The organism is Streptomyces sp. NPDC088116 (assembly GCF_044741745.1).
GTDB lineage: Bacteria > Actinomycetota > Actinomycetes > Streptomycetales > Streptomycetaceae > Streptomyces.
Window position 1 is genome coordinate 1 of the sequence record NZ_JBIUTF010000002.1, and the last position, 16,519, is coordinate 16,519.

The window sequence follows — 16,519 nt, forward strand, 5'->3', positions numbered from 1 at the left end:
GGGGGGACCCTGTGGGAGAGTAGGACGCCGCCGAACAATTGTTGTGGGAATGCCCCGTACCAGTCATGGTACGGGGCATTCCTGCGTTCAGGGTCCTTTTCCCGTCAGGCCATTCACCAGCCGCACCCATTTCATTGAAATCGGGGTGGTGGCGGACTCCGGTCGGCGACCACCCCGTTCTCAGAGGCGTCCTGCGGCTTTCAATGCGAGATAAGCGTCGGCGAGGGCCGGAGCCAGTTTCTCCGGGGTGGCATCCACGACCGTCACACCATGACGTTGCAGTTTTTCTGCAGTACGGCGCCGCTGGGTTTGTGCCTGGGTGCCCGCAGCTGCCTCGTAGACCGCGTCCACTGTGCCACGGCCCGTACTCATTTCCTCGGAACGAGGATCAGCGACCGAGGCCACGAGGACCGTGTGGCGCTGTGTGAGCCCTGGGAGGACAGGAAGAAGTCCTTCCTCGACAGGAGCCGCATCGAGACTGGTGATCAGGACGATGAGGGACCGGCGCGGTGCGTTCTTGAGCGCGGCCGCACCGAGGCCTCGCACGTCCGTCTCCACGAGTTCCGGTTCGAGAGGGGCGAGCGCATTCACCATGGCGGGCAGGACATCGCCTGCCGTGCGGCCCTGAACCTGGGCGCGAACGCGGCGGTCGAAGGCAAGGAGGCTCACTCGGTCACCGGCGCGTGCGGCGAGTGCGGTGAGGAGGAGTGTGGCGTCCATGGCCGCGTCGAGACGGGGGACGTCGCCGACCCGGCCGGCCGATGTGCGACCGGTGTCGAGCACGACAAGAATGTGCCGGTCGCGTTCGGGGCGCCAGGTCCGCACAGCGACGGTCGACTGACGTGCGGTGGCCCGCCAGTCGATGGATCGGGTGTCGTCGCCGGGCACATAGGCGCGGAGGCTGTCGAACTCGGTTCCTTCGCCGCGGGTCAGCACGCTGGTACGGCCGTCGAGTTCGCGTAGCCGGGCAAGCCGGGACGGCAGGTGCTTGCGGCTCGTGAACGGCGGCAGGACGCGCAGGGTCCAGGGCACCTCGTGATTGCCCTGGCGGGCGGCCAGGCCCATCGGCCCGAACGAGCGCACCGTGACACGTGCCGCGTGCCGGTCGCCACGGCGGGTGGGGCGGAGGAGCGTGGTGAGTCTGCGGCGTTCCCCGGCGGGGACGCGCACCTTGTGCCGGGAGGCGGTCTGGTCGGTGCCGGCGGGCCAGCTGCTGGGCGGCCAGGCGTCGCGCAGTTGTGCGTGGAGAGGGCGTCCCGAGGGGTTGGTGACGGTGAGGTGGACTTCGGCGCTCTCACCAAGTCGAACTGAAGTATCACCACTTCGGGTGAATTGGAGCCTTCGCACTGGTGCGGCCAGGGCGTAGTCGCACAGAATTGCTAGTGAGAGTGGCGCGTTGATGGCAAGGATTCCCGCCCAGCTGGGGGCGAAGAATCCGATGGGGAGAGAGCCGAGTGCGGCGAGGAGTGCGCTTCGTCCGGTGAGGGCCACGGTTCACCGTCTCATCGAGGTACGGGGACGTGGGCGAGGGTCGCGGTGATGACGGAGTCGGCGGTGACTCCCTCCATCTCGGCCTCGGGCCTGAGTTGGACGCGATGACGGAGCGTGGGGAGGGCCAGGGCTTTTACATCGTCAGGGATGACATAGTCCCGGCCGGTGAGCCAGGCCCAGGCACGGGCGGTGGAGAGCAGGGCGGTGGCTCCTCGTGGGGAGACACCGAGCGCGAGTGAGGGGGATTCACGAGTGGCACGACAGATATCGACGACATAGCCCGCGATCTCGGGCGAGACGGATGTCTTGGCGACGGCATTCCGTGCTGCTTCCAGGTCGGCCGGCCCGGCCACGGGCCGTACCCCTGCGGCCTGGAGGTCACGAGGGTTGAAGCCTTCAGCGTGGCGGGTCAGGACATTGACCTCGTCCTCGCGGGACGGAAGCGGCACGGTCAGTTTGAGGAGGAAGCGGTCGAGCTGGGCCTCGGGAAGGGGATAAGTGCCTTCGTACTCGACCGGATTCTGAGTGGCCGCTACCAGGAACGGATCGGGCAGGGGGCGTGGAGTGCCGTCAACTGTGACCTGGCGTTCTTCCATCGCTTCCAGAAGCGATGACTGGGTCTTGGGAGGTGTGCGGTTGATCTCGTCGGCCAGCAGCAGATGGGTGAACACGGGACCGGGCTGGAAGGAGAACTCTGCGGTTCTGGCGTCATAGACCAGGGATCCGGTGATGTCACTCGGCATCAGGTCCGGGGTGAACTGGACGCGTTTGGTGTCGAGTTCGAGTGACGCGGCCAGGGCCCGTACGAGGAGGGTCTTGGCGACGCCGGGGACCCCTTCGAGGAGCACATGGCCGCGGCAGAGGAGGGCGACCACCAGCCCGGTGACGGCGGGGTCCTGGCCGACCACCGCCTTCGCGATCTCGGCACGCAGGGCTTCCAGGGAGGCGCGGGCGTTGTCCGAGTTCCCAGCGGTCTCTGTGGTCGGGGCACTCATGAGGTGCGTACCTCTCTTTCGAGGGCGTCGAGTTGATCCGCCAGGCGGATGAGCGCTGCGTCGTCGACCGGAGTCGGGCCGAAGAGCAGGGTGCGTAGGTCCCGCGTGGTGTCCGGCAGTTGGGCGGAGACGGCGGGGATCAGAGTTTCGGGACTGTGTGTCTTGGCGGGAGGGACGCCGAGGAGAGACGCGAGCCGGGCGCGGGTCGCCGAGCGGAGGACGGAGGCGGCACGGTCCCGGGCGTTCACCTTGCGGTAGAGGCGGGCGCGGCCTTCGGCGGATTCCGAGGCCCGGACGGCGACGGGGAGCCGTTCGGGTACGAGAGGCCCCAGCCTGCGGGCACGCCAGACAGCGGCGAGCACTGCGGCGAGGAAGAGCTGGAAGGTGCCCCAGAGCCAGCCAGAAGGGATCAGAGAGAGGAAGCCGCTGTCACCACTGTCGTCACCGCTGCCCCTGGAGGCGGAGGGATCACTGAGCGAAGGGAGGTACCAGACGAGATGAGGCCGGGAGCCGAGGAGTTGCAGGGCCAGCGACGCGTTGCCCTGCTTGTCGAGGCGGTCGTTGTACAGAAGATCGGGCGAGCCGAGCAGGACGGTGTCACCGGCGTCCGTAGTTGTGCCCTTGCCCGCGTCGGTGTTCGTGATTCTGAGCAGGGTCGGGTCGCCGTCGCTCGTGTAACAGGCGTCGGCGCCGGGGGCGTTGGTGACGTACCGCTCGCCACCGATGTCGACAGTGCCCGCGCGGTCGGCGGCGGGCAGGGAGCAGCCAGGGGCTCGTGCCGAGACCGGTGTGGGGGCGCTCGTACGCACGCCGGGGGCCAGTGCGTCCACGGAGGGCGGGCCAGCGCCCAGCAGGACGGTGCGGCCACCCGAGGGGGCCGTCACGGCGTGCAGGGAGCGCTGCTGATGGGGCGTCAACAAATTGGGGTTGGTGACCAGAAGGGTGGTATCGGGTCCGGTCGTCGCTGTGGCTTCGTTCAACGTGGTGACGACATCGACGGAGACTCCGCTGTTCTTGAGCAACTCGGCGGCGGCGCGGCTGCCGTACCGGTCGGCGGAGCGCGGGTCCAGGCGGCCGTGCTGGTCCCCGGAGCGAAGAGTGGCCAGGGTGATGCCGGCCGCAAGGAGGACAAGGAGCGCGAGGAGCAGTCCGCGGCCCCGGGTCCACACTTGGCGGGCGGTGGGGGAGACCGAAGTGGGGCTGATCGTGGAGGTCACTCGGCGGTTCCTCCGGACGTGGTGCTCAGCTGCGGTTTCGCATGCTCGAGGTCCAGGTCGAGATCGCACAGGAGCAGGTATGTCCGCCGCCCGGCGGTGCGGCCTCCGTATGTGACGTCGTCGAACTCCCTGGCGGCCGTGCGCAGTCGGTCCGCGTGGTCGGGGAGCGGGCGCCCGGCTTCGGCGGCGGCTTCGTCGGCGGTGCGGCCGGGGCGCGGGTCGAGCAGGGCGCGTTCCTCCAGGGAGCGGACGATGGCACGCATCCGCTCCTGGACGGCTTGGTTCCAGCGGCCGGCGGTGGCGTGGTCCTCCGCGGTGGCGCGGTGTTCAGCGGCGCTGCGGGGGCCGTCGGCGAAGAGAGTTTCCGCCGTGCGGGATATGCGCTGGGGTGTACCCAGCCGCCACCACAGGGCGGCGACGAGGAGCACGACGATCAGGGCGAGGACGGCGATGCCGAGTGGACCGCCGGGGGCCGAGCCGAAGGCGGATTCGAAGAGCTTGCCGATCCACTCCCAGAAGTTGTCGAGTGCGCGCTGGAGGAGGTTCGGATCGTTCTCGTGGTACATCGGCTTGGACAGTTCCCGCTCCGCCGCTTCACGGGCGGGGAAGCGGGGGGTGTCCACGGGTATGTCGTCGGCTGCGCGGGTCAGCAGCCGTGTCGTCGCTCCCCCCGTGATGGTCACGGCATCAGTTCCCGGGCGTGGTGTGGTCCGGCTGGTCGGAGCCGTATCCCGGTACGCCGGCGGCTCGCGCCAGTTCGAGGTCGAGGGCCTCGCGGCGAATGCGCTGGTCCACGTAGAGGAGGACGGTCACGCCGGCGGAGATCGGGTAGGTGATGGTGGAGGCGATCACCGTGCCGATGCCGGTGATGATCAGGTAGGGCCAGCCGAAGTCCGGGCCGCTGCCGGTGAGCAGTCCGCCGAGGCCGTCACTGTCCACCGCTGCGGCGATGAGGCCGAAGGGCACCCCGATGATCAGCGAGACCAGGAAGGTCAGCAGGAGGGTGAGCGCCAGGACGCCGAAGGTGCGCCACCAGGCGTCTCGAACGAGCTTGGCGGAGCGGCGCATGGAGGCCAGTACGCCCTGCCGTTCGAGCATGAGCGCGGGAGAGGCGAGGCTGAAGCGGATCATCAGCCAGAGGATGACGACGAAGGCGGCCAGCCCGCCGAGAAGAGAGAGCGTGATGCCCGCGGCGGACCCCACCAGCACGCCGGGGAGGATACCGGCGGTCATGATGGCCAGGCTCATCAGCGGCAGCAGCAGGGTCAGGCCCAGCAGTTGGGGAAGCCGGGGGCGGGCCTCGTTCCACGCTTCCGGGAGTGTGACGGAGCGGCCCAGCACAGACCGGCTGATCACCATCGTGAGTACCGCTGTGGTGAAGAGGGTGCCGATGATCGTGATGACGAGCGACGGTGCCAGGGCGATCAGGCTCGACCGCACCGAGTCGGCGGCCTGACGGAGTGCTTCCGACGGGTCGGCGTTGGGATCGATCTCTACCGGCGGGGGGAGGAGGTAGCGCTGGACGAGAATGTCGCCGATCTGGGAGATCACGGCGACGACGAGGCTGATGCCCAGCACTGTGCGCCAGTGCGCGCGCAGAGTGGACACGGAGCCGTCGAGGATCTCGCCGACACCCAACGGACGGAGCGGGATCACGCCCGGCTTGGCTGCGGGCGGCTGCCCCCAGCCGTGGCCCGGTCCGCCTCCTTGGGCGGGGCCGCCCCAGCCTGGTGCGGTCCGGGGCGCGGAGGGCCCGGCGCCGGGGGCGCTCGGCGGGGACCACTGCCCGGCCGGGGGCTGGGCGCTGGACCACTTCGAGGAGGAACCCGAGTCGTCGGCGGGCTCGGCGGGCCTGGGCACGGTGGCGTCCTGGCCGTCGGACGGGGCAGATCCGGGCGAGGCCCAGCCCGGAGTGTCGTTCACGGTCGTCCACCTCGTGGATTGGTTGTGGGGCCTGCTCGGCGAGCCGGCGCTTCAGCGGTGCCTGTCCATGGAACGGAGCGGCAGGCTGGCAGCCATCGTGCCACGCGCCGCGTCCCGGTGGACCGGGGGCCGCATCTCCTTCTCGCCTGCGTCCTCGCCTTCACTGTCCGTGCCGCAGCGGGCAGACTGAGCGGATGGCTGATGAGTACGCACAAACCCCGTTCGGCGTGGAGCCCTCCATGCTTCCTTCGATCCGCTGGGACGAACTGCCGGAAGGGCCTGTACTGGTACTTCTCGACCAGACGCGGCTTCCGGCCGAGGAGGCCGAGCGGGTCTGCACCGATGTTCCCGCTCTGGTGCTCGCGATCCGGACGCTGGCGGTTCGGGGGGCTCCGTTGCTGGGTGTCGCGGGCGCCTACGGGGTGGCGCTCGCCGCGGCGCGGGGCTACGACGTGGAGGACGCGGCGGAGCAGTTGGCTCGGGCGCGGCCCACCGCGGTGAACCTGGGATACGGGGTGCGCAGGGCCCGTGACGCGTACCGGGCGGCGGTTGAGAGCGGGGCCGGTCTGGAGAAGGCGGCGGCTGTGGCGCTCGCCGAAGCGAGGCGGCTGCACCGGGAAGATGCCGAGGCCAGCACACAGATGGCTGAGTTTGGGCTTACGCTCCTCGATGAACTGCTGCCGGGTGGCAGCCACCGGATCCTGACTCATTGCAACACCGGGGCGCTTGTCTCCGGCGGGGAGGGCACCGCGTTCGCCGTGGCGTTGTCGGCTCACCGGGCCGGTCGGCTACGGCGTCTGTGGGTGGACGAGACGCGTCCGCTCCTTCAGGGCGCCCGGCTGACGGCGTATGAGGCGGCTCGTAACGGGATGGCGTACACATTGCTCACGGACAACGCGGCTGGTTCGCTCTTCGCGGCGGGGGAGGTGGACGCCGTTCTGATCGGGGCCGACCGGATCGCCGCCGACGGCTCGGTGGCGAACAAGGTGGGGAGTTATCCGCTCGCCGTACTGGCCAAGTACCACCATGTTCCCTTTGTCGTGGTCGCGCCCACGACGACGATCGACCTGAGCACCCCGGACGGGGCTTCGATCGAGGTAGAGCAGCGGCCGGGTCAGGAGGTGACCGAGTTCGTGGCGCCGGGGGCCGCGGCGGGAGCGGAGCCGGGAGGCGGAGTGCCGGTGGCGCCGCTGGGAACGCAGGCGTACAACCCGGCCTTCGACGTCACACCCCCGGAACTGGTGACGGCGATCGTCACCGAATTTGGCGCACTGTCCCCGGTGACCAGGGACGGGATCGCGGAGCTGTGTGCCAGGTCACGCCCAGGTAACGATGAGCTAATGGGATGATGTCGATATGAAGGGACGCGTCCTTGTCGTCGATGACGACACCGCACTGGCCGAGATGCTCGGCATTGTGCTGCGTGGTGAGGGTTTCGAGCCGTCGTTCGTGGCGGACGGTGACAAGGCGCTAGCCGCCTTCCGTGAGACCAAGCCGGATCTGGTGTTGCTGGATCTCATGCTGCCCGGCCGGGACGGCATCGAGGTGTGCCGGCTCATCAGGGCCGAGTCCGGGGTGCCCATTGTCATGCTCACGGCCAAGAGTGACACGGTCGATGTGGTGGTCGGGCTGGAATCCGGGGCCGACGACTACATCGTCAAGCCGTTCAAGCCCAAGGAGCTGGTGGCCCGGATCAGGGCGCGGCTGCGCAGGTCGGAGGAGCCGGCGCCGGAACAGCTGGCCATAGGCGACCTGGTCATCGACGTGGCGGGTCACTCGGTGAAGCGGGACGGGCAGTCGATCGCCCTGACACCGCTCGAGTTCGATCTGCTGGTCGCGCTGGCCCGCAAACCGTGGCAGGTGTTCACCCGGGAGGTGCTCCTGGAGCAGGTCTGGGGCTACCGGCACGCGGCGGACACCCGGCTGGTCAATGTGCATGTCCAGCGGCTGCGCTCCAAGGTCGAGCAGGACCCGGAGCGGCCGGAGATCGTGGTGACCGTCCGCGGAGTCGGTTACAAGGCAGGACCGAGCTGACGTGTCCGGCGGCAGCGCTGCTCCGAAGCCCGGTGAGCCGGGAGTCCGTGCGGGGCGGGCTGCCGGGCCGGGGCGTGCGCTCGTGAGGTTCGGCCGCCTGTTCCAGAGCGGGCGGCTGCTCCAGGACGGTTCGCCGGGCGGGCCCGTGCTGCGGCTTCTGGTGCGCTGGGTGAGGCGTCCGCTGCTGCCCGCCGTACGGCTGTGGCGGCGGAACATCCAGCTGCGGGTCGTCGCGGCGACGCTGCTCATGTCGCTCGGTGTCGTGCTGCTCCTCGGGTTCGTCGTCATAGGCCAGGTACGCAACGGCCTGCTCGACGCCAAGGAGAAGGCGGCCCAGAGTCAGGCGGCCGGCGGTTTCACGGTCGCGAAGGAGAAGGCCGACGCACCGGCCGCGCTCGGCGGCCGGGATGACGACGGGACGAGCGGCAGGCCGGGGAGGAACTCCGTCAACTGGCGCTCCGACCTCGTCGAGCAGCTCGCCAGCGGCGGTCCGGGCGCCTTCAACGTGGTGGCACTGAGCCCCGATTCGGATGACGCCACCAGCCGGGCGCCCCGGGTCTCGGGCGGGGTGGATTTCGCCAGCGTCCCGGCGGATCTGCGGACCGCGGTCGCGCAGGGCACCGGGCCGTACGAGAGATACGCCAAGATCACGTACACCGGTGCCACCGAGGACCGCGATCCGGAGCCGGGACTGATCGTCGGCAAGCGGCTGAACGACGTCGACGGTTACGCGTACGAGCTCTACTACCTCTTCCCGCTGACCCAGGAGGAGCAGTCGCTCAACCTGGTCAAGGGCACACTCGCCACGGCCGGGGTCTTCGTGGTCGTACTGCTCGGTGCCATCGCCTGGCTGGTGGTGCGGCAGGTCGTGACCCCCGTACGGATGGCCGCGGGGATCGCCGAGCGGCTCTCCACCGGCCGTCTCCAGGAGCGGATGAAGGTCACCGGCGAGGACGACATCGCCCGGCTCGGCGAGGCCTTCAACAAGATGGCGCAGAACCTCCAGCTCAAGATCCAGCAGCTGGAGGAGCTCTCCAGGATGCAGCGGCGCTTCGTCTCCGACGTCTCGCACGAACTGCGCACGCCGCTGACGACCGTGCGGATGGCCGCCGACGTCATCCATGAGGCGCGCAGCGACTTCGATCCCGTGACGGCACGCTCGGCCGAACTGCTCGGTGACCAGCTCGACCGTTTCGAGTCCCTGCTGGCGGATCTCCTGGAGATCAGCCGCTTCGACGCGGGCGCGGCGGCGCTGGAGGCCGAGCCGATAGACCTGCGTGAGGTCGTACGCCGGGTGATCGGCGGCGCCGAACCGCTGGCCGAGCGCAAGGGCAGCCGGATCCGGGTCGTCGGGGACGAGCAGCCCGTTGTGGCGGAGGCCGACGCCCGCCGGGTCGAGCGCGTGCTGCGCAACCTGGTCGTCAACGCCGTGGAGCACGGCGAGGGCCGGGATGTCGTCGTACGGATGGGGGTGGCGGGCGGGGCCGTCGCGGTTGCCGTGCGCGACTACGGCGTGGGGCTCAAGCCCGGCGAGGCGACCCGGGTGTTCAACCGCTTCTGGCGGGCGGACCCGGCCCGTGCCCGTACCACCGGGGGCACCGGTCTTGGGCTGTCGATCGCGGTCGAGGACGCGCGGCTGCACGGAGGCTGGCTACAGGCGTGGGGCGAGCCGGGCGGGGGTTCCCAGTTCCGGCTGACCCTGCCGCGTACGGCGGACGAGGCCTTGCGCGGTTCACCCATACCGCTGGAGCCCGAGGACTCCCGGCGCAACCGGGAGAGCGCCGGAGCACAGGAACTGAAGGAGAGCGCGCACCGGCTGGCGAGCGTGCCCGTGCAGCCGGGGGCGGTCGGCTCCGCGCTGGCGGCACCGCCCGTTGCGCCCGCCTCGTCCCGTACGACGGCCGCGGTGGACCCGGCGGCACTGCCGGGCAGCGGAGCCCGGGTGGTGGCGCGTCCCGCCGACGAGCGGCTCCCCGACCGGGAGACCGAGGACACAGCACATGAGGCTCCGGAGCGGGAGGACACGATACGTGGGCGCTGACCGCCGTCGGTACGGCCATGAGCGTGCGGTGAGGAGGCCGACGGCGAAGAGGCCAACGGCGCTGACCGCGTTGCTGGGGACCTTTGCCCTGCTGCTGACCGGGTGCGCCTCGGTCCCGGACAGTGGCGATGTGGAGCCGGTCAAGGCATCGCCCGCCGGTGAGTCCCAGGTACGCGTCTATGCCGTCCCGCCGCGTGAGAAGGCCGAGCCCGACGAGATCGTCGACGGCTTCCTCGAGGCCATGACCAGTGACGATCCGGACTTCGCGATGGCCAGGAAGTACCTCACGAAAGCGGCGTCCGACTACTGGGAGCCGGGTGCCGGTACGACGGTGCTGCGCGCCGCGCCCGACCCCGCGGGCCCCCGGGATCCGGCAGGATCCGACGGCCCTGGCCGTACCTATCCGCTGTACGGCGACCGGATCGCCGATGTGGACGCCGCGCACGCCTACCACCCGGCCGAGCCCGCCTCGTACAACGGCACCATCCACCTGGTGCAGCAGCGCAACGGGGCCGACGGCAAGGAGTGGCGCATCGACAGCCTGCCGCAGGGGCTGGTGCTCGGTGAGTCGGACTTCCAGCGGAACTACCGTTCGGTGAACAAGTACTACTTCGCCTCCGGCGAGAACTGGCTGGTCGCCGACCCCGTCTATGTCCGTCAGCGGATAGACCCCACGACCCGGATGGACCCGGTCACCCAGGCGGTGAAGGTGCTGCTGGACGGGCCGACGCGCTGGCTGAAGACGGTGGTCGACTCCCCCTTCCCCGCCGGGACGGCTCTCGAGAAGGGCACCAGAACGCTGGAGTTCGACGACCGGAACGCGCTGAAGGTGCCGCTGAACGAGAAGGCGTCGAAGGCGGGGCGCACGCAGTGCCGGAAGATGGCGGCGCAGCTGCTCTTCACGCTGCGGGACCTGACGTCGACCCCGGTCGGGCAGGTCGAGCTGCTGGCGGACGGGTCCTCGCTCTGCGTGCTCGGCGGGGACCAGGCCGAGGAGTTCGCGCCCGACCGCACGACCGGCCGTCCCGACAATCCGTATTTCGTCGACGACCAGGGGCAGCTGTCGCTGTTGCGGGCCGACGGGAACGAGGAGGCCGAACGGACGCCCGTGATCGGGCCGTTCGGCAACGGCGACGTGAGGCTCGGAACGGTCGGGGTGGCGCGCGACGAGAAACACGCGGCGGGTGTCACGGAGGACGCCAAGTCCCTCTACGTGTCGTCCGTCCTCTCGGACGGCGAGCTGGGCGATCCGCTGATGTCCAGCAACGGCCCGGCGAAGGACGACCGGCTGACCGCGCCGAGCTGGGACGGGCGTGGCGATCTGTGGGTCGCGGACCGCGATCCCGCCAAGCCGCGCCTGCTGCGGTTCGAGGAGGGCGCCGGCACCCCGGAGAACGTCCGGGTCGATGGACTGGAAGGGGCGCGGATCAAGGGGCTGCGGGTGTCGGCGGACGGCGTCCGGATCGCGCTGCTGCTGTCGAAGGACGGGCGGACCACGCTGCAGATCGGGCGGGTGGAGTGGCACAGCTCCCCGGCCGGACCGACGGTGTCGGTGGCGGAACTCCAGTCGGCGGCCCCGCAGATGGAGACGGTGACCGCGGTGTCCTGGGCAGGGCCCAGCCGACTGGTGGTGGTCGGCAAGGAGGCCGGTGGGGTGCAGCAGGTGCGCTACATCCAGGCCGATGGGTCGACCTCGGCCGCGGGCGTGCTGCCCGGGGTGAACCAGGTGACGGCGATCGCGGCGGCGGACGACGACCGGCAGCCGCTGGTGGCCGAATCGCAGGACGCGGGGATCGTACGGCTGCCGAGCGGGGCGAACTGGCAGACGATGGTCGAGGCCGGCTCGTCACCGGTCTACCCCGGCTGACGGACACAACCCGGATACCCGGCCGCCCTTGCCGACCCGGGCGTCCCGGGCAGGGGCCCCGGCTGACGGGGACGGTCCGGACGTCTCGGCCCGTCCTGCGAGGGCTCGGGTGACGGGCCGGTGCGGGCGCTGCGTGGGGGCTTGCCCGGACCTTTGCCCGGACGAGTTGTCCACAGGGGTGGCCGGGTGCCTCCGTCGTTGGCACAGTGAATTCATGCGCGGGTGGTGGCGGGAGATCACCGGCCTGGTCCTGCCGGTTGCCTGTGGCGGCTGCGGCAGTCCCAGGACGCCGTTGTGCGAGGACTGCGGCAGGGCCCTGTACGGCACGTGGCCCTGCCGGGTGCGCCCGGCGCCCGAGCCGGTGGGGCTGCCGACGGTTCACGCGGCGGCGCCGTATGAAGACGCGGTACGGGCCGTGCTGCTGGCGCACAAGGAGCGCGGCGCGCTCGGGCTCGCGGGTCCGCTGGGCCGCGCCCTGGGAGGGGCCGTACAGGCCGCCGCGCCGCCTGGTACGAGCGTCGGGCCGCTGCTGCTCGTACCGGTCCCGTCCACGCGGCGTGCGGTCGGGGCGCGCGGGCATGACGCCGCCCGCCGGATCGCGCTGGCCGCGGCGGGTGAGTTGCGGCGTAACGGCAGGCCGTGCCGGGTTCTGCCGTTGTTACGGCAGCGGCGTGCGGTGGCCGATCAGGCGGGCCTCGGTGCCCGCCAGAGGCTGGCGAATCTGTCGGGGGCCCTGGACGTCCCGGTCGGGGGTGCGCGGCTGCTGGAGGGCGGCCGGGTGGTGCTGGTGGACGATCTCATGACAACGGGTGCCTCGCTCGTCGAGGCGGCGCGGGCACTGCGTGCCGCGACCGGGCCGGGGAATCCCGGATTCGTACAGGTGAGCGCGGCAGTTGTCGCCGCCCCGCCGCTCTCTTTCGAAATAAACCGGAACTGACCGGGATCCCGCATCGTTGCAGGTAAAGAGGGAAGAAAATCAGCTGAACAGAGGTACGTGCCGGTAGCGGGTGCCGACAACGGCCCGGGAGGGCTATGTTCGGTTATGAGGAATGGCGGAAGCCGTGACTCAGCGAATGCGCTGCTGTGCTTCAGTGCTTTTTCAGAACCTCGAAAGTTGGGGGGATGAGATCGCGCCGACGGGGGAGGAGGAGGTGAAAGTCACCAAGTCCGAGGCCCTGGTGACCAACTGGGGTCTGGTGCAACAGGGAGTAACTCCGCAGCGAGGCGGAGTGATCCGGGAACGGAGTTCTGCGTGGACATCGTCGTCAAGGGCCGCAAGACAGAGGTGCCGGAGCGGTTCCGCAAGCACGTGGCCGAGAAGCTGAAGCTGGAGAAGATCCAGAAGCTCGACGGCAAGGTGATCAGCCTCGACGTCGAGGTGTCCAAGGAACACAATCCGCGTCAGGCCGACAGGTGCGACCGGGTGGAGATCACGCTCCATTCCCGTGGCCCGGTGATCCGTGCGGAGGCGGCGGCCGCCGATCCGTACGCGGCGCTCGACCTGGCCACCGGAAAGCTGGAGGCGCGGCTGCGCAAGCAGCACGACAAGCGCCACGACCGCCGGGGCAACGGGCGGTTGTCGGCAGCCGAGGTCGTCGATGTGGTTCCTGGCGTGGCCCAGTTGAACTCGACCGGCGAGACCGCGGCGCAGGAAGCGGCCGCCGACGCGGTACCCACCACGATGGTCGGCTCGCTCCGGGTGCAGGGCGAAGGTCCGCTGGTGGTCCGTGAGAAGAACCACGTCGCCGCGCCGATGACACTCGATCAGGCGCTCTACGAGATGGAGCTGGTCGGTCACGACTTCTATCTGTTCGTCGATTCCGATTCCAAGGAACCCAGCGTCGTCTACCGCCGTCACGCCTACGACTACGGCGTCATCCACCTCAGGACAGATCCCCTGGCCGAATCCGAAGCAGGTGGCGCCGGCGGCGCCCTCGGCGGCTGAGATCCGCCCGGTGTACGGCGGGTTCATGGCTGAATACGGGCCGGAATTCGGCTGAGATCCGCGCCCTGGTGGAGCCCCTGAGAGACCTTTGTGCCCTCAGGGGCACCATCGTGTCTGCGCAAGGATCACCGTTCCACCCTCAAGGCATGAAATCATGGGCCCGCAAGCCAACAACTGGTCTGCGGCCTGCGGTTGGCGGGCTCTCATGAATTCTCGGGCCACGGCCATCAGGGGGAGGAACGATGTCGGACAGCTTCGGACCGGTGCACCGCGCGGGCGATGCCGGCCAGATGGTCGGCGGCGGCCGGTCCGACACCGACATGGAGCGGGAGGGCTCCCGCAAGGAGCCGATCCGGGTCCTGGTCGTGGACGACCACGCGCTCTTCCGCCGTGGGCTGGAGATCGTGCTGGCACAGGAGGAGGACATCCAGGTCGTCGGGGAGGCCGGTGACGGCGCGGAGGCCGTCGACAAGGCAGCCGACCTGCTCCCGGACATCGTGCTGATGGATGTACGGATGCCCAGGCGCGGGGGTATCGAGGCCTGCACCTCCATCAAGGAGGTGGCGCCCAGCGCCAAGATCATCATGTTGACGATCAGCGACGAGGAGGCCGACCTCTACGACGCGATCAAGGCGGGCGCCACCGGCTATCTCCTCAAGGAGATCTCCACCGACGAGGTCTCCACCGCGATCCGCGCCGTGGCCGACGGCCAGTCACAGATCAGCCCTTCGATGGCGTCCAAGCTGCTGACCGAGTTCAAGTCGATGATCCAGCGCACCGACGAGCGCAGGCTCGTCCCGGCGCCGCGTCTCACCGACCGCGAGCTGGAGGTCCTCAAGCTGGTGGCCACGGGGATGAACAACCGTGATATCGCCAAGGAGTTGTTCATCTCCGAGAACACCGTGAAGAACCACGTCCGCAACATCCTGGAGAAGCTCCAGCTGCACTCCCGGATGGAAGCCGTGGTCTACGCGATGCGGGAGAAGATCCTGGAGATCCGCTGACCTGACTGTGCCGTCCCGTGCTGCCCGGTCCGCTCAGCCCGCGGCGAGCGCCTCGGTCAGGGGCCCGCGCAGCTCGGGTGCGTCGACCCGCTCCACACGTACGTCCGAGCAGCCGACCCACTCCGCCGCCTCGCGCAGCGCCTGCGCCATCGGAAGCACGGCCTTCGAGGTCTCCAGGGACACCTGCTTGGCCACCAGTGTCTTCCCCTCACGCGCCGGGTCGACGCGGCCCAGCAGTCTGCCGCCGGACAGCAGGGGCATCGCGAAGTAGCCGTACACCCGCTTGGGCTTGGGGACGTACGCCTCCAGCCGGTGGGTGAAGCCGAAGATCCGCTCGGTGCGGGCCCGCTCCCAGATGAGGGAGTCGAAGGGTGACAGCAGTGTCGTACGGTGCCGCCCGCGCGGGGTGGTCGCCAGCGCCTCCGGATCGGCCCAGGCGGGCTTCTCCCATCCCGCGACCGTCACCGGCACCAGCCCCGAGTCCGCGATCACCGCGTCGACCTGCTCACCCTTGAGACGGTGGTAGTCCGCGATGTCGGCGCGCGTGCCGACGCCCAGCGAGCGGCCCGCGAGCCGCACGAGCCGGCGCAGGCACTCCGTGTCATCCAGCTCGTCGTGCAGGAGATCGCCGGGAATGGCACGCTCCGCCAGGTCGTAGACCCGCTTCCAGCTGCGCCGCCCGGTGCACACGACCTCGCCGTACATCAGCGCGCGCTCGACGGCGACCTTCGCCTCGGACCAGTCCCACCACAGCCCGCCGTTCTTGGCGCCGCCCAGCTCCGTGGCGGTCAGGGGGCCCTCCGCCCGCAGCTGCTTGATCACCGCGTCGTAGGAGCCGTCCGCCAGCTCGTGGTGCCACTGCGGGCGGGCCCGGTAGGCGCGGCGGCGGAAGGCGAAGTGCGGCCACTCCTCGACGGGCAGCACGCAGGCCGCGTGCGACCAGTACTCGAAGGCGTGCGGCCGCGATGACGGCGCACCCGCGGGCGCCGAGGGGGTCCAGTAGGCGTCCTCGACCGTCTTACGGCCGACGGCGCCCAGCCGTGCGTACGGAATCAGCTCGTGCGACCGAGCCAGCACCGAGATCGTGTCCAGCTGGACCGCGCCGAGGTGGCGCAGCACGCCCCGCACCCCTGCGCGCCGGTCCGGTGCGCCGAGGAATCCCTGGGCGCGCAGGGCTATCCGGCGGGCCTCGTCGGCGGACAGCTCGATGGTGGCGGGCGGCACTGTGGTCATGGTCCGCACGATAGACGGCGGCACTGACAGTCAGGTCCTCAGGTCCTCAGGCGCTTGTCGGGGCCCGGTGGCGATGTCGCGCGGCGGGGCCGGCAGATAGGGACAGACGGTCGGCAGCCCGAGATCGGACGGGAGCAGCGAGCCGATCCAGCAGTCGCGCAGGATGCCCTTGTTGAGCAGACCGGCGCGCAGGACGCCTTCCACCGCGAAACCGGCCTTCTCCGCCAGAGCGCGGGAACCCGCGTTGCCGACCTCGGCACGCCACTCCAGCCGCAGCGCGCCCAGCGTCGTGAAGGCGAAGTGGGCCACCGCCGTCACGACCTCCGTCATGTAGCCGAGGCCCCGGTGTTCCCTCGCGGTCCAGTAGCCGACCTCCCAGGTGCCGGAACGGGGGTGGTGCAGGCTGACCGCGGCGATCACCGGGCCGCCCTCGCGCCGCTGTACACCGAAGGTGTACTCGGTGCCGTTGCGCCATCCGGCCGGGGCCAGCAGCCCGATGAACTCCTCCGCGTGCCGTCGTTCGTACGGAGAGGGGATCGTCGTCCAGCGCTGGATGTCCGGGTCCTGGCAGGCCGCCTTCACGTCGTCGGTGTCGGCCGGTGTCAGGGCGCGCAGCCGCAGGCGGCGGGTCGTGAGTATGACGGGTTCCATGCCGGGATTCTGCCGAGGGGGAGTCTTCGTCACGAGTGCTTTTCGCGTCTCCCCGGCACCTTCCGAGGGTCCCGCGCGTTCTCTTTACGGGTAACAGCAGGCCTGCGTGACGGCAGCC

At 70.0% G+C, this 16,519-nt stretch carries 14 protein-coding genes; 7 read left to right on the forward strand and 7 right to left on the reverse strand.

The window, feature by feature from the left end; translation table 11 throughout:
- Nucleotides 1-180: 180 nt before the first annotated feature.
- Genes ACIOJD_RS06720 through ACIOJD_RS06740 form a run of 5 tightly spaced genes read right to left on the reverse strand, consistent with a single transcriptional unit; the run spans nt 181 to nt 5,626 of the window.
- Nucleotides 181-1,491, reverse strand: a complete 1,311-nt coding sequence (locus ACIOJD_RS06720) for a DUF58 domain-containing protein (RefSeq protein ID WP_401909083.1) — start codon at nt 1,489-1,491, stop codon at nt 181-183.
- Nucleotides 1,492-1,502: 11 nt separating this feature from the next.
- Nucleotides 1,503-2,486 (reverse strand): AAA family ATPase, encoded by a 984-nt coding sequence (locus ACIOJD_RS06725; RefSeq protein WP_401909086.1) that lies wholly within the window; start codon nt 2,484-2,486, stop codon nt 1,503-1,505.
- Nucleotides 2,483-3,703: a DUF4350 domain-containing protein gene (locus ACIOJD_RS06730; RefSeq protein ID WP_401909088.1), complete on the reverse strand. Its 1,221-nt coding sequence runs from the start codon at nt 3,701-3,703 to the stop codon at nt 2,483-2,485. The genes ACIOJD_RS06725 and ACIOJD_RS06730 overlap by 4 nt, the downstream gene beginning before the upstream one ends.
- A complete protein-coding gene (locus ACIOJD_RS06735; protein WP_401909090.1) occupies nt 3,700-4,386 on the reverse strand; it encodes a DUF4129 domain-containing protein in 687 nt (228 codons plus the stop codon). Before ACIOJD_RS06735 ends, ACIOJD_RS06730 begins: the two co-directional genes overlap by 4 nt.
- A gap of 4 nt (nt 4,387-4,390) precedes the next feature.
- Nucleotides 4,391-5,626, reverse strand: a complete 1,236-nt coding sequence (locus tag ACIOJD_RS06740) for a hypothetical protein (RefSeq protein ID WP_401909093.1) — start codon at nt 5,624-5,626, stop codon at nt 4,391-4,393.
- Nucleotides 5,627-5,820: 194 nt separating this feature from the next.
- Between ACIOJD_RS06740 and mtnA the strand changes: the two genes are divergently transcribed.
- The 7 genes from mtnA to ACIOJD_RS06775 all read left to right on the forward strand — a co-directional run bounded on the left by mtnA (nt 5,821) and on the right by ACIOJD_RS06775 (nt 14,517).
- Nucleotides 5,821-6,975 (forward strand): S-methyl-5-thioribose-1-phosphate isomerase, encoded by a 1,155-nt coding sequence (mtnA, locus tag ACIOJD_RS06745; protein ID WP_401909095.1) that lies wholly within the window; start codon nt 5,821-5,823, stop codon nt 6,973-6,975.
- 7 nt (nt 6,976-6,982) lie between these two features.
- Nucleotides 6,983-7,660: a two-component system response regulator MtrA gene (mtrA, locus tag ACIOJD_RS06750; protein WP_401909098.1), complete on the forward strand. Its 678-nt coding sequence runs from the start codon at nt 6,983-6,985 to the stop codon at nt 7,658-7,660.
- Between the two features lies 1 nt (nt 7,661).
- Nucleotides 7,662-9,701 carry an MtrAB system histidine kinase MtrB gene (gene mtrB, locus ACIOJD_RS06755; protein ID WP_401909101.1) on the forward strand — a complete coding sequence of 680 codons (2,040 nt, stop codon included), beginning with the start codon at nt 7,662-7,664 and terminating at the stop codon, nt 9,699-9,701.
- On the forward strand, nt 9,691-11,568 hold the full coding sequence (locus ACIOJD_RS06760; protein WP_401909103.1) for an LpqB family beta-propeller domain-containing protein: 1,878 nt from the start codon (nt 9,691-9,693) through the stop codon (nt 11,566-11,568). The genes mtrB and ACIOJD_RS06760 overlap by 11 nt, the downstream gene beginning before the upstream one ends.
- Before the next feature lie 214 nt (nt 11,569-11,782).
- Nucleotides 11,783-12,505 carry a ComF family protein gene (locus ACIOJD_RS06765; RefSeq protein ID WP_401909106.1) on the forward strand — a complete coding sequence of 241 codons (723 nt, stop codon included), beginning with the start codon at nt 11,783-11,785 and terminating at the stop codon, nt 12,503-12,505.
- 315 nt (nt 12,506-12,820) lie between these two features.
- A complete protein-coding gene (hpf, locus tag ACIOJD_RS06770) occupies nt 12,821-13,513 on the forward strand; it encodes a ribosome hibernation-promoting factor, HPF/YfiA family (RefSeq protein ID WP_401909108.1) in 693 nt (230 codons plus the stop codon).
- 242 nt (nt 13,514-13,755) lie between these two features.
- The gene (locus ACIOJD_RS06775; RefSeq protein ID WP_401909111.1) at nt 13,756-14,517 is read left to right on the forward strand and encodes a response regulator; all 762 of its coding nucleotides are present in this window, start codon (nt 13,756-13,758) and stop codon (nt 14,515-14,517) included.
- Nucleotides 14,518-14,550: 33 nt separating this feature from the next.
- Here the strand turns inward: ACIOJD_RS06775 and ACIOJD_RS06780 are convergent, their stop codons facing one another.
- Both ACIOJD_RS06780 and ACIOJD_RS06785 read right to left on the reverse strand, forming a co-directional pair.
- On the reverse strand, nt 14,551-15,750 hold the full coding sequence (locus ACIOJD_RS06780) for a winged helix-turn-helix domain-containing protein (RefSeq protein ID WP_401909113.1): 1,200 nt from the start codon (nt 15,748-15,750) through the stop codon (nt 14,551-14,553).
- A 30-nt stretch (nt 15,751-15,780) separates the two neighbouring features.
- The gene (locus tag ACIOJD_RS06785) at nt 15,781-16,401 is read right to left on the reverse strand and encodes a GNAT family N-acetyltransferase (RefSeq protein ID WP_401909115.1); all 621 of its coding nucleotides are present in this window, start codon (nt 16,399-16,401) and stop codon (nt 15,781-15,783) included.
- Between the last annotated feature and the right edge of the window lie 118 nt (nt 16,402-16,519).